Consider the following 13347-nt stretch of genomic DNA (forward strand, 5'->3'; position numbering starts at 1 on the left):
AATATTTCTCACCTCTATATTACTAATTTTATCATTAATGCTAAAATAATTTTAAACAAACTAGCAAAAGGGTGGTATCAATGGCTAATATAATTACACTTATACTAATAGTGAATATGATTATATCTTTCTATATTGTTTTTAGACATCAACGCTCCGTAGCAACGTCTTGGGCTTGGCTCATCATTTTACTTATTTTCCCTGTTGCTGGTTTTATTATTTATGGCTTTATCGGTCGTGGAATTTCTAAAGAAAATCTTTTTGCTATTAATAAACAAAAACATATCAGCTTAGATAAAGTAAATAAAATGCAAGCTTATAGTTTAGAAAAAATTTTTTCTAACGATACCTCGCATAAAGCCATCCAATTAATCAAATATTTTAATAATCAAAAAGAAGCCCCTTTATCAAAAAATAACGCAATAGAAATTTATACGGATAACCAATCCAATTTTCAAAAAATATTCAACGATATGCAAAATGCACATCATACTATTAATGTTGAATATTACTCTTTTATGAATGACCAATTGGGAAATAAATTTTTGAATTTACTCATAGATAAAGCAAAAAATGGTATTAAAGTTAGAATAATTTTCGACCCATGGGGATCACTAGGTACAAAATTAAGCTGGTTTAAGCCTCTAATTAAGGTAGGCGGAGAAGTGATACCATTCATTACTTCTCAAAATAATATTAAGAAATACAGGATAAATTATCATATGCATCGCAAAATTGTTGTCATTGACGGCAAAATTGCTTGGACTGGTGGTTATAATATAGGCGATCAATATATCGGACATAATAAAAAATTCGGTTATTGGCGTGATACTAATATTCGACTAGTTGGACCAGCAGCACTCTTGTTACAAGAACGCTTTGTGATGGATTGGAATGCTTCTAATGATTATAAACATACAATCAAATTTTCTGACCTATTATTTCCAAAATGTAATAATGATCCATATAACACCAATCATTCTACAGTCCAAGTAGTCAACGATGGTCCAGATAAAGAAGTCCCCTATTTACGTAATGGAATGATTAAATTAATGATGATGGCTAAAGAAAGCATTTGGATTCAAACTCCTTACTTGATTCCCGATGATCCCATGATAGCAACATGGGTAACAGCAGCTAACTCTGGCGTTGATGTACGTATCATGATTCCATGCATGCCTGACCACATTGGAATTTATCGAGCAACTGAATGGTATGCCAATTATTTAATGAATATGGGCATAAAAATTTATATTTATGAAAAAGGATTTTTGCATGCCAAAACCGTCACAATTGATAATGATTTTTCAACCGTTGGTTCTATGAATCAAGATTATCGTTCATACCTTTTAAATTTCGAAGATGAAATCATCATTTATGACAATACTATCACTAAACAATTAAAAGATATCTTTAAGCATGATATGTGCGAATGCTATCAGTTGACTCCCACAATTACTGAAAGATGGTCTAAATGGCTTAAATTCAAACAAGCTTTTGCCAGAATGTTTTCACCGTTCTTATAATTTTTTAAAAAATTATTTTTTATATGGAAAAAATACTTGACTTTTTTAATAAACGGTTTATCATGTGTTTTAGTTGAATAAATTCCCAATGCAATAGAGGTTGCGATACTCACGAAATATTTAGGAGTCGACGAAGATGTTGATTATTTATTTCAGGAATATCGCCGAAACAGAATATTATTTCGTCTATATATTTTGTTGGGCTGTAAAAGCATATTTTACAGACTGTCCTGGACAATTCCAGGGAGCGCTATATGATTTGGTTTAATTACTAATGATTTTTTGTAAACCCTGTTGTGTTTTGATAATGAAATACAACAGGGTTTTATTACGCTTTTATTGTATTGGCTTTATTTGAAATAATTTTTTGGAGGTATTTCAAAATGAAGTCAAAAATAAATACATTTATGATTATGATTCTTTTTTTATGCAGTATCATAACCGTTAGTTTTAGTCATACATCAATTGTTAATGCTAAAACAAAAGAACCATTAAAAATTGGTATGGAAGCCAATTATCCACCATATAACTGGACACAAAATACAGATGCACATGGAGCTGTACCTATTGATGGTTCTAAGCAATTTGCTAATGGTTACGATGTACAAATAGCCAAAATTATTGGTAAAAAATTGCATCGACGTGTTATTGTTGAAAAAACTGTCTGGGATGGATTATTGCCATCCTTAACATCTGGCAAAATTGATCTAATTATAGCTGGCATGTCACCAACTTCTGAACGAAGAAAAGCTATTGATTTTTCGATTCCTTACCGCAAAAGTACTTTTGTCCTTATCGTTAACAATGCAAGTAATTTTGCCACAGCTACAAAATTAACCGAATTTAAAGGGGCCAAATTAACTGCTCAACAAGGAACATTACATTATGATTTAATTAAACAATTAGTAGGAGCTAAAAGACTAACAGCTATGCGAGATTTTTCTGTTATGCGACAAAGTCTTGCTTCTGGTACAATTGATGGTTACGTAGCCGAAGATATCGAATACCAAAGTTACCACCGCGTTAACCCTAACATTGTATCTATTAATCTAAGCAAAATGCCTCATTTTCATGTTAATTATAATGATTCTATTACTAGTATCGGTGTAAAAAAAGGCAATACCAAATTATTAAATCAAGTTAATCAAATATTAAAAACAATTTCTGATAATAAACGTGAAAAATTAATGAGTTTTGCGATTAAGCAACAACCTCAAGTTTCAACAACTAAAAAGACCAACTGGGTTGTTTCTATCATGCATCGCTACGGTAAAATGATCCTCAATGGTGTCATTATGACTGTCTTTTTATCCTTAATTGGTACTATTATCGGTTTCTTTATCGGCTTATTAGTTGGAATTATTAGAACTATTCCAACACCTATATCTAAGGTCAAATATTGGTTATTAAAACTAATTAATTGGTTATTAGCTGTCTATGTAGAAATCTTTCGTGGGACACCTATGATGGTTCAAGCTGCCGTCATTTATTATGGTATTGCACAATTATGGCACATCAATCTCGACCGTACCTTAGCTGCATTATTCATTATTTCTATTAATACAGGTGCCTATTTAGCAGAAGTTATTCGTGGTGGTATTATTTCTACTCCTAAAGGTCAATTTGAAGCAGCTAGTGCTCTAGGTATGTCTCATTCACAAAAAATGTGGCATATAATTCTGCCGCAAGCAGTTAGAAATTGCTTACCTTCCATTACAAATGAATTTATTGTTAACATCAAGGACACTTCAGTCTTAAGCATCATTTCTGTATCCGAATTGTTCTTTGTAGGTACTACAGTCGCCAGTCAAACATTCCAATTTTTCCAAACTTACTTCATTATTTCGATAGTCTACTTAATATTAACTTTTTCAATTACCCGCATTTTCCGACTAATTGAAAACAAATTAGAAGGTCCAAAAAACTATAATTTAATGGCCAACCAATTACAAGTTGACGAACCAAAGGAAGGAGAAAATGAAAATGACTAATTCTAATAAGAAGATTTTACAAATTCAACATTTACAAAAGAAATTTGGCAATAATTTTGTTTTAAAAGATATCTCTTTTGACGTCACTCAAGGCGAAATTTTAACTATCATTGGTCCTTCAGGTGGTGGTAAATCAACGATGTTGCGTTGTTTAAATCTTTTAGAAGAACCATATAAAGGTATTATCAATTTTCATGATGAAAATATTTTAGATCCATCCTTTGATCGTAACCTATATCGCTCAAAAGTAGGCATGGTCTTCCAGCAATTCAATTTGTTTAACAATAAAAATGTTTTACAAAATTGTATGGTAGGGCAAGAACTTGTTTTAGGCAGAAGTAAAGAAGAAGCAAAAAGAATTGCTATTGAAAACCTTAAAAAAGTAGGTATGGAGCCTTATATTGAAGCAAAGCCTAAACAGTTATCGGGTGGTCAACAACAACGAGTAGCGATTGCTAGAGCAATTTCAATGAATCCCGAAATATTATTATTTGATGAGCCTACTTCTGCATTAGATCCCGAAATGGTTGGAGAGGTTTTAAATACCATGAATGATCTTGCCAAAACAGGATTAACAATGATCATTGTTACACATGAAATGGCTTTTGCTCGTAATATTTCAGATCACGTTATTTTCATGAGTGATGGGATAATCACAGAACAAGGACAGCCTAACGAAATTTTTAACCACCCTCAAGAAGAAAAAACCAAGAAATTTTTACGCAATTTCAAAAATGAAAATTTATAGGATATAAAAAAATGGATGAATTCATAAAATCATCCATTTTTTTCTATATAGTTTTATATTTTATTTCGAAATGGTATATAAAGAGTAGAAATATTCCTTACTATCCATTAAAGTATCAAAATTACCACGTTCAATCAACGCTCCGTCCTTCATGACAAGAATTTCATCATATTGTTTCAATGAACTAGCATCCAAGCGGTGCGTCACAACTAATCGGAGTATTCCTTGTAAATCTAAAATAGATTGAGTTACATTTGCACTTGTCTCATTATCTAAAGCGGAAGTAGCTTCATCAACAAGTAAAATTTCCGATTTCTTTAGTAAACTACGTGCAATAGCTATACGTTGTTTTTCACCACCAGAAAGATGACTACCATTTTCACCACACTGATAATCTCTGCCTTTTTGACTAATGAGGTGATCCAAACCTGCTAAATGAATAACTCGATCGACTTCAGCAGCTGGAAATTGCTTAAATAAAGTTATATTATCCCAAATCGAAGCATCAAATATAAAGACAGATTGTTGCATAAGCGTTATTTTTTCATAAAGCGAATATTTACTTATTTGCTTAAGTTCATAGTTATTAAAGTGCACACTACCATCATAATTTTGATAGTAACCCATTAATAAGTTAATCAAACTACTCTTACCGGCTCCTGATGGACCAACAACTGCATAAGACTTACCAGCTTGCAACTGCAAATTAATATGCTTAAGAATCGTATGATCAGTGTCATAAGCATAAGAAACATCCTGCAAAGCAATATTAGCCAGCGGTTGCACGATAGTTTCACCCGTATCTTCTTTAGCATTGCTCATATAATCAGACATCTTAGTAATTAGCTTCTTAGCACCTGACATCCCACCATATATCCGTGGAAGTGCATTAATTGGTTGCAAAATTCCATTCATTAAATTAATAAATGCTAAAATCATACCTGCAGTCATAGTACCAATATGTTCATGTATCATCCAAGCTCCGATGACCATAACACCAAACTGCGTCACCATATAAGCAATAGTGCCACAAGCTGAAACAACAGTAAATGTTTGCTCACGCATTTTTTTAGTATGCTCAAGTTGCATCGATTTGTTTTGATAGCGACTAATAGCTTCATTCTCAACCTTAAAACTCTTAATAACAGAAATGCCATTTAAAATGTCCTTCGTCAACGACACATAAGATTCGTTAGTCTTGGAAACTTGCTCCTCACGTGTTGCAATACTACGTGCTGTGAGAAGAGAACAAACCATCGGGATCATGGCAATGACTATTGCAATAATTGTCAGCAATGAATTGTAGTACAACATCAATGTTAAACTGCTGACTACCATAACAATATTCTGAATAAATTCAAAAATATTTTTCAAATATGTTTCTAAAATTCGTTCACAATCATTGGTTAACACAGAGAGATATGTACCCGAATTAGTTATTAAAAAATCACTATAACTTTTCTTAAAAAGCTTCTTAATGACAGCTTCTTTATACTGATTCATTGCTTTTTCAAGAAATCTAGGATATACACTACGTTGTATCATAAAGAGTAACGCTGCAACAAGTAAGTAACTACCTAGCATCAACAATATACTTTCAAAGGAATATGTACTATTGCCAGCCATATAATCAAAAATAACCTGCATAATCCAAGACACAATACTGTAAGTAGTTGATAATATGATGAAAACTAATGCTGATACAAAAGCTACAAACTTATTTTGTTTGAAAAACAATTTGACATAATCCTTAGTATTTTGCATAACTAATATCTCACTTTCTGGATAAAACTAATAATAATAATAATATCTTAATATTTATCTTTTTGTAAATATAGTTTTCTTTTTTTTTAATTTCTATACAATATTCTATAATCTATTTCAATACTGATACAAAAAATACCCTCTGCACTTTTTTTCAGAGAGTATTTTTTATATATGTCATATATGTCGTTAAAACAATTTATCAGTCTTTTCAGCGTTAGTAATGCTATCATTAACTTCAAAATAGTTTTTACGTATTAAACGTAATTTATCATAATCGCTTTGCAAACTATCAATAGCATCATGCAAAGATTTATTTTGTTTACGCATAGCATCTATTTCTGTATCTCTGATAACTCCACGTAAGTGTACTTGTCCATCAATATACCTCTTATTTTCATCAAATAGTTCATGCAAACAATTTAAATATGTTTCGTATTTTACTAATTTTTTATTGATATTTTTAATTTGGGCATTCATTTTACAAAATGATTGATAAGACATATTTCCTTTAATCTTATTGCATTCACTACAAGATAAAATCAAATTATCCAAGCCATTATCATGGGAAAAGCAAACTGGATCTTTATGATCAACACTAGTGCCACGCCGACCACAATATTGACATCGATACTTATATTTATTTCTGATATATTCTCTATCAATATAATCAATTTTATTAAAAGAAAAATCCGCCTGAATCCCCAACTGCAATAGATTTTCTTCAAAAGTATTCGTCAGTTCAGGACTAGGCAATTCTCCCATCTCACTTTTAATCACAAATTGATAAAATGTATTTCTATTTATTTGATCAATAGCTACATCATTGCAATCATAGTCTTGAATAAATGCTTCATACGCACGTTTATATTTAGGAAGAACGAAAGTTGTATATTTTGTGGCTACTATCGCTTTTGTTACTTTGCCATAAAAATTGAACATACAAATTTCGGATAACTTTTGTACTACTTTATTTTCATATTTAAGTGGATCAACACCTCGCATTTGACATATATCACAAACACTGAATAGTTTTATATTAAGTGCATCGTCTCTTTTAAAGTGCAAGTGATTCAATCTTAACCCACATGCAGTACATTCTAATTTCAATTATTGCTCATCTCCCATTAACAAAATACTAAAAGCTATTCTTTCCATCTTATCTTTTCCTGCAAAATCTCCCTTAAATAGATCTGGTAAAATTTTTTGAATAAAATATTTCACACAAGCTAAATTATCGTATGTCTTAATTGTAGCTAAACTTTCTTTGAACATCTGCATATATACAAGACTTGGATTCCCCAGCTCTATTTCACCATATGCTTCATATAGTAAATCTAATTTATCACATATCGATAAAATTTGACCCTCCAAAGTATCGTCTTTAGCTTCACTCAACCTTTTTTTGTATATGTCTTGAAACTCTGCTGGTATTTCATCTTTAATGAATTTAGCTGTCATTGTTTCTTCAACTTCGCCAATCATTTTTCGCAATTCAGGCGTAGCATACTTCACAGGTGTTTTAATATCACCAATAAAACGTTCTGTATAATCATGATTCAAACTTTTTTCATAGAGAGCTTTCCAATTTATTTTTTGACCACCTATTACTTCTTCAATGTCACCCATAATTTGTGCTAACTCTGCAGTTCGAAAACAATGTGCCGCTACTGAATGATGTTGATATTTAAAATAACCTGGTGCACGATCTATTGACTCTAAACTACTAAACCCTTGAATATATGCATGTAATCCCATAATTGTACCCCTTCTAATCTAAAAATTTTTAATATAATAGCAGAACTTTTCAAATTATGCAAACAAAAAGGAAATGTTCCTACAAACATTTCCTTAATATAAATAACTATTAATTATTTATTTTCATCTGCTTTAGCTTTGTTCAAGAATGCAACAACCTTAGCTGCATGAGCTACACGTTCCTTAGAATTATCTTTGTTTCTAGGTCTACGATGAGGATTGATTCCTGTATGTATATTACGTGACATGTCTTTCTTCCTCTCAATAAAAATTTTCGAAAATCTTCTATTATCATAACATTAAACTAGTTAGTATGACAAGTTTTATTATTAATACTTACCGCACTATCAATAATACCCTCATCAGATGATAGGAACAATACACCAGCTTTGGCACCTAAGGTCAACCCTTTAGTGAAATATTGTAATTCATCTTGTGATGTATACATAGGTATATTCATATTATTATCAATTTTAATATCATATTGTGAATCATATTTAGACAAAATTACCAACTGAAAATTGGCCCCTATCGTGCACGTTCCACCTACAGTGGAATATTTGTTGGAACCATCATTCAACGCTAAGATAATCACTGCATTGTCAAATATTTTATTCTGCAAAAGATCAGCTGCAGTCGTCTTTATATTTAAACTGATTATTTTTTTAATTAACATATATAGTAGCCATCCTTATACTGTTTATATTCAATTTAATTTTATCAAACCTGTTAATTTAATAGTTAATATCTGCTCATCACCTACCTAAATATTAATAATACTGATACAATAGAAGTATATGTGTGTGCTTCTTTTTTATCAAATGATATTCCAGTATAAAAAGTACAAAATAGACATGTGTAATTTTTAAGAGGGGATCCCCTAATGACCGTCATAAGGAATATATTTAAAGACCGTATTTTACAAATAACGGTTATAATTACAATTTTGAGTCTTTGTTTTGCCAGACCAAGATTAGGCGACATCAATACGCATACTTTATTTTCTATCTTGGCGATGCTGACAATTATTCAAATTTTTTCGTATCTGCACGTTTTAGACGTTTTAGCATATAAATTAACTGCTAGTGCATCTAATACACGTAGATTAACAGTAATTTTTACTTTTCTTTCTGTAATTTCGGCAATGTTTTTAACTAATGATATAACAGTTTTAACATTAATACCCTTATATTTAACCATTGCCAGACGATACAAATTACCTGAAATTTTGCCAGTAACGTTAATCGGTATGGGAGCTAATATCGGTGCAGCATTTACGCCTTGGGGTAATCCTCATAATATTTATATTGTCAATCGTTATACGGTGACACCCATCCAATTTTTTAAATGGTCTCTTCCACTATTATCAGTTAGTCTCATTCTGCTAATCATTATGTTGATGTTCGTCAAAAATACACCGATACCTTCCTTACCAAAGGAAGATATTCGTATCAGTATGCGACCGATGATTTTAACAATCGTAGTTTCTATCTTCTTTTTCTTTGGGATTTTTAATGTAGTTCCTGTCTATGTACCAGCAATTTTAGCAATCCTATTAACTATATTTATTAATAAAACAATTTTATTACACATTGACTATGCTTTATTATTGACATTTACTTGTTTTTTTGTTTTCATCAGTGATATACAACAGATTCCCTTCATTGTGAATGAGATTTCGAAAGCTATGTCAAATGAGCATTTAGTTTATTTAACATCTATTCTTTCAAGTCAATGTATTTCCAATGTTCCCTCTACTATTTTGATTGGTAAATTTACCAATTACGCCGAAGCACTTTTTTTAGGATCCAATATTGGTGGATTTGGTACCCTAGTAGGTTCTATGGCAAATATGTTAGTTTTTAAAAGCTTTTTAGAGCATGGTACAATCTCACGCAAAAAATTCTTTTGTATGTTCAGTTTATTGCAATTTACAGGTTTGATTGTATTAATGATCTTAGGCTGGCTAGTTTTATATTTTGTAATTTAAAAGGAGAAAATTTTTATGATTTTAGCAATCGTTATTATTTTAATTATATTAGTAGTTCTATACATTGCAATTTATAATGGGTTGCAAAGAGCTAAAGTAAATATCGAAGAATCCTGGAGTCAAATTGATGTACAACTAAAAAGACGTAACGATTTAATTCCTAATCTAGTAGAAACCGTTAAGGGTTATGCCAAACACGAAAGTGAAACTTTAGAGAAAGTAATTCAATTACGTAATCAATTAGTGCAGATACCTACTGGCAATCATCAAGAACAAATGCAAGTATCTAACCAATTGACTGATTCTTTAAAATCAATTTTCGCTTTATCAGAAAGTTATCCAAATTTGAAAGCAAATGAAAATTTTGCACAATTGCAAGAAGAATTAGTAAATACTGAAAATAAATTAGCTTACTCACGTCAGCTCTATAATTCCACTGTATCATTTTTCAATAAGAAAATTTTAGTATTTCCATCAAATATAGTAGCAAGTATACACGGCTTCACTAAGCAAGAATTTCTCGCAACTCCTAGTGAAGAAAGGAACGTACCTAAGGTGAAATTTTAATCATGCTATACCAACAGATAACTAAAAATAAACGCAAAACTGTAATATTATTAGCAATCTTTGTCATCATTTTAGCTATAATCGGAGCTGTATCTGGTAAAATTTTTTATAATTCACCAATAGAAGGGATCATGTGGTCAATATTTGCCAGTGTTGTATATTTATTCATCGGCTTGGCTAATCCAGCTAGTATGATAATGCGAATGAATCATGCTATCGAAATTAAAGAACAAGATGATCCAGAATTATGGCATGTTGTAGAAGATATGGCAATGGTTGCTCAAGTGCCCATGCCTCGGGTTTTTATAATTGAAGATGATAGTCCTAATGCTTTTGCTACTGGAAAAAATCCGCAAAATAGCTGCATAGCTGTAACTATGGGTTTACGCAAAATGCTAACTAGAGAAGAATTAGAAGGTGTAATTGGTCACGAAATATCCCATATTAAAAATTACGATATTTTAGTATCAACTGTTGCTATCGTATTAGTAGCTGTCATTTCTTTTATTGGTAATTTAACATGCAATGTGTTTTTATATTTTGGCAATATATTTAGCGATAAAGATGACGATCGTAATGCTAATTGGGGTTGGTTAATCTATTTATTTATGAGAATATTTTCTTCATTGCTAGTATTCAGTGCAACCCTAGTGCAATTTGCTTTGTCAAGAAACCGTGAATATTTAGCAGATGCAGGATCAGTAGAATTAACGCGTAATCCAAAAGGATTGATATCCGCTTTAACTAAAATTTCTACTAGTGCACCTATGACTGTAGCTGATAAGTCAAGTGCAAGTCTTTATTTTGAAAATCCTTTCCATAAGCATGGTTTAACACATTTGTTTGACACTCATCCAACAACAAAAAAACGCATTGAACGTTTGGAAAAAATGTAATTGCACATAAATTTGAATTTTAACTTTAATCAGTATATATTATAAGTTGTAAAATATATTATTTTGGGGTACCTTTAGTGGTTGAGAATATACCCATTGAACCTGATCTAACTAATATTAGCGAAGGGAAAATGATTTATTTTTGGACTTATATTAGTCGCCTCATTGGGGCGTTTTTTTTCGCTCCTGAAAGGAGTTTATTACATGACAAGTAAGTTACACATCAGAGACATTATCTTCATTGCACTAATTGCTGTAATGTTTGGTGGTATTTATATTTTAAGCAACCAACTTTATAATGCCTTAGTTTTTTTAGGACCGTTAGCCAATGATATTTGTATGGGCCTATGGTGTATGGCTGGACCGTTGGCAGGTTTTGTAGTGAAATTACCTGGTACCAGTTTTTTAGGAGAATTGTTGAGTGCTGCTGCTGAAGGATTATTTGGTGGTCAATGGGGCATTTCAACCCTCATATCGGGTATAGTACAAGGAATTGGTAGTGAATTAGGCTTTGCCGCATTTATTTATCGTAAATACAATATTTTCACTTTAATTGTATCTGCAACAATTAATACGTTTATTACGTTTGGTTGGGACTTTATGAAAAATGGATATAATAAATTACCACTTAATACTAACTTATTATGTCTAGGAGTTCGCTGGATATCTATGATCGTCTTTTGTACCATTATAGTCAATAGTATCGTTAAACTTTTGGATAAAGCACATGTACTCACAAAATATAATCATTAATAATTTATCATTCAATTATGATGTCAATACTATTTTAAAAAATATCAATTTAACCATCCCACGGGGTGGTTTTTCACTTATTATAGGACCTAATGGTTGCGGCAAATCAACACTCTTAAGGCTAATTGCTGGACTTTATCCTCAATATGGTGGACAAATTTTAAAAGGTAATATAATAAATCCATTCAAAAATTGGGGTATGATTTTTCAAGAACCAGACAAGCAATTTACGATGGCTACACCCAGACAAGAATTTATTTTTACCTTAGAAAATATCCACTGCTCCAAAGAAAAAGCATATACGCAAATAAATAATGCTGTAAAATTAACCAACATTGAAGAACTATTAGATAGACCTTTTATCAATTTATCTGGTGGAGAAAAGCAAAGGGTCGCTTTAGCTATTATAATGGCAATGGATCCACCGCTAATCTTACTTGATGAACCTTTTGCATGTTGTGACATGACTACTAGACATTTACTAATCAAGCAATTAGCACTTTTAAAACAGGCTGGTAAAACAATCCTCATTACTGATCATAATCTAGCAGGATATCAAAATATTTGTGATGATATCTTTGGCTTTATCAATGAAAAATTCGTTAATTACGATAACGAACAAAAAAGAGCCTTATTTGCCCAAGTTAAACCAACATTAAATAAGCATTTTGAAATGGTGACGAGCTCGTCTAATGCTGATTTTTCATTGAAAAAGTTTACGTTAAAAAATCCAGCCAAATTTTTGATTAATCAAGTAACGATAGATATACCAAAAGGTAAAGGCATTTTATTAACTGGTGAAAATGGCTCTGGTAAAACCTCACTCTTTAAAGCAATGACTAAATTAATTGATTACGAAGGTAATTTGCTTTTTGAACACAAAGAAATTAGAAAATGGTCATTCAGAAAATATTTATCCAAAGTCAATCAAGCTTTTCAAAATGCGGATGATCAATTTTTGATGATTACAGTCCAAGAAGAATTGGAATTATCTCAGTTCAAATGTGCCAATAGTCTATTTGATGAACAAAGTTTGCAACATTACTTATCAATATTAAAACTAAATGATCATCTCCAGCAAACTGTTTATTCCTTATCAGGTGGTCAAAAAAAGCGATTACAACTTCTTTTAATGATTATGGCTAATCCTCAAGTATTATTGCTGGATGAGCCTTTTACAGGGCTAGATTGCGAAAGTATTACTATCTTTATTAACCTATTAAAAGAATATTTTATTGATAAGAACAAAACTGTTATCATTATCAGTCATAATTTAGATCAAATGGATCAACTATGTCAGTACCATCTGCAACTACAAAATCAAAATCTTAAATTTATAACTAATTAAGGACCA

General features: G+C 31.2%; 13 protein-coding genes and 2 riboswitches. Of the genes, 8 read left to right on the forward strand and 5 right to left on the reverse strand.

Features of this window, described 5'->3' with window-relative positions; all coding sequences use genetic code 11:
* Positions 1-80 precede the first annotated feature (80 nt).
* The 3 genes from cls to G6Z82_RS06320 all read left to right on the forward strand — a co-directional run bounded on the left by cls (position 81) and on the right by G6Z82_RS06320 (position 4265).
* Complete coding sequence (cls, locus tag G6Z82_RS06310; protein WP_164785977.1) at positions 81-1526, forward strand: cardiolipin synthase; 1446 nt, start codon at positions 81-83, stop codon at positions 1524-1526.
* Between the two features lie 86 nt (positions 1527-1612).
* A riboswitch (Lysine riboswitch) is annotated at positions 1613-1787 on the forward strand.
* A 122-nt stretch (positions 1788-1909) separates the two neighbouring features.
* Positions 1910-3517: an ABC transporter substrate-binding protein/permease gene (locus G6Z82_RS06315; protein ID WP_164785979.1), complete on the forward strand. Its 1608-nt coding sequence runs from the start codon at positions 1910-1912 to the stop codon at positions 3515-3517.
* Positions 3510-4265 (forward strand): amino acid ABC transporter ATP-binding protein, encoded by a 756-nt coding sequence (locus G6Z82_RS06320; RefSeq protein ID WP_006730831.1) that lies wholly within the window; start codon positions 3510-3512, stop codon positions 4263-4265. Before G6Z82_RS06315 ends, G6Z82_RS06320 begins: the two co-directional genes overlap by 8 nt.
* Positions 4266-4325: 60 nt before the next feature.
* Here the strand turns inward: G6Z82_RS06320 and G6Z82_RS06325 are convergent, their stop codons facing one another.
* From G6Z82_RS06325 to G6Z82_RS06340, 5 genes are all read right to left on the reverse strand, one after another.
* On the reverse strand, positions 4326-6029 hold the full coding sequence (locus G6Z82_RS06325) for an ABC transporter ATP-binding protein (RefSeq protein WP_102720553.1): 1704 nt from the start codon (positions 6027-6029) through the stop codon (positions 4326-4328).
* Positions 6030-6218: 189 nt separating this feature from the next.
* A complete protein-coding gene (locus G6Z82_RS06330; RefSeq protein WP_042745930.1) occupies positions 6219-7139 on the reverse strand; it encodes an HNH endonuclease in 921 nt (306 codons plus the stop codon).
* Positions 7140-7787, reverse strand: coding sequence for a YfbR-like 5'-deoxynucleotidase (locus G6Z82_RS06335; protein WP_006734709.1), 648 nt, complete (start codon positions 7785-7787; stop codon positions 7140-7142). It abuts the gene before it with no gap.
* A gap of 113 nt (positions 7788-7900) precedes the next feature.
* Positions 7901-8035: a hypothetical protein gene (locus tag G6Z82_RS06685; protein ID WP_006729329.1), complete on the reverse strand. Its 135-nt coding sequence runs from the start codon at positions 8033-8035 to the stop codon at positions 7901-7903.
* Positions 8036-8091: 56 nt separating this feature from the next.
* Positions 8092-8463: an iron-sulfur cluster biosynthesis family protein gene (locus tag G6Z82_RS06340; RefSeq protein WP_006734699.1), complete on the reverse strand. Its 372-nt coding sequence runs from the start codon at positions 8461-8463 to the stop codon at positions 8092-8094.
* Between the two features lie 207 nt (positions 8464-8670).
* Between G6Z82_RS06340 and G6Z82_RS06345 the strand changes: the two genes are divergently transcribed.
* From G6Z82_RS06345 to G6Z82_RS06365, 5 genes are all read left to right on the forward strand, one after another.
* Positions 8671-9777 carry an SLC13 family permease gene (locus G6Z82_RS06345; protein WP_006734765.1) on the forward strand — a complete coding sequence of 369 codons (1107 nt, stop codon included), beginning with the start codon at positions 8671-8673 and terminating at the stop codon, positions 9775-9777.
* Positions 9778-9792: 15 nt separating this feature from the next.
* The gene (locus tag G6Z82_RS06350) at positions 9793-10344 is read left to right on the forward strand and encodes a LemA family protein (RefSeq protein WP_006732405.1); all 552 of its coding nucleotides are present in this window, start codon (positions 9793-9795) and stop codon (positions 10342-10344) included.
* Between the two features lie 2 nt (positions 10345-10346).
* Positions 10347-11240, forward strand: a complete 894-nt coding sequence (gene htpX / locus G6Z82_RS06355; protein WP_006732409.1) for a zinc metalloprotease HtpX — start codon at positions 10347-10349, stop codon at positions 11238-11240.
* Between the two features lie 54 nt (positions 11241-11294).
* A riboswitch (TPP riboswitch) is annotated at positions 11295-11386 on the forward strand.
* A gap of 58 nt (positions 11387-11444) precedes the next feature.
* Positions 11445-11993, forward strand: coding sequence for an ECF transporter S component (locus G6Z82_RS06360; protein ID WP_006729324.1), 549 nt, complete (start codon positions 11445-11447; stop codon positions 11991-11993).
* A complete protein-coding gene (locus G6Z82_RS06365) occupies positions 11968-13341 on the forward strand; it encodes an ATP-binding cassette domain-containing protein (RefSeq protein WP_164785981.1) in 1374 nt (457 codons plus the stop codon). The genes G6Z82_RS06360 and G6Z82_RS06365 overlap by 26 nt, the downstream gene beginning before the upstream one ends.
* The last annotated feature ends 6 nt before the right edge of the window (positions 13342-13347 follow it).

This window comes from Lactobacillus iners (assembly GCF_011058775.1).
Classification (GTDB): Bacteria; Bacillota; Bacilli; order Lactobacillales; family Lactobacillaceae; genus Lactobacillus; species Lactobacillus iners.

Excerpts from the sequence above, each read along its gene's own strand:
- G6Z82_RS06365 (WP_164785981.1), top strand. The coding sequence starts at position 11,968 with ATGTACTCACAAAATATAATCATTAATAATTTATCATTCAATTATGAT.
- G6Z82_RS06335 (WP_006734709.1), bottom strand. The coding sequence starts at position 7,787 with ATGGGATTACATGCATATATTCAAGGGTTTAGTAGTTTAGAGTCAATA.
- G6Z82_RS06345 (WP_006734765.1), top strand. The coding sequence starts at position 8,671 with ATGACCGTCATAAGGAATATATTTAAAGACCGTATTTTACAAATAACG.
- G6Z82_RS06340 (WP_006734699.1), bottom strand. The coding sequence starts at position 8,463 with ATGTTAATTAAAAAAATAATCAGTTTAAATATAAAGACGACTGCAGCT.
- G6Z82_RS06315 (WP_164785979.1), top strand. The coding sequence starts at position 1,910 with ATGAAGTCAAAAATAAATACATTTATGATTATGATTCTTTTTTTATGC.
- htpX (WP_006732409.1), top strand. The coding sequence starts at position 10,347 with ATGCTATACCAACAGATAACTAAAAATAAACGCAAAACTGTAATATTA.
- G6Z82_RS06350 (WP_006732405.1), top strand. The coding sequence starts at position 9,793 with ATGATTTTAGCAATCGTTATTATTTTAATTATATTAGTAGTTCTATAC.
- G6Z82_RS06360 (WP_006729324.1), top strand. The coding sequence starts at position 11,445 with ATGACAAGTAAGTTACACATCAGAGACATTATCTTCATTGCACTAATT.
- G6Z82_RS06685 (WP_006729329.1), bottom strand. The coding sequence starts at position 8,035 with ATGTCACGTAATATACATACAGGAATCAATCCTCATCGTAGACCTAGA.
- cls (WP_164785977.1), top strand. The coding sequence starts at position 81 with ATGGCTAATATAATTACACTTATACTAATAGTGAATATGATTATATCT.
- G6Z82_RS06320 (WP_006730831.1), top strand. The coding sequence starts at position 3,510 with ATGACTAATTCTAATAAGAAGATTTTACAAATTCAACATTTACAAAAG.
- G6Z82_RS06325 (WP_102720553.1), bottom strand. The coding sequence starts at position 6,029 with ATGCAAAATACTAAGGATTATGTCAAATTGTTTTTCAAACAAAATAAG.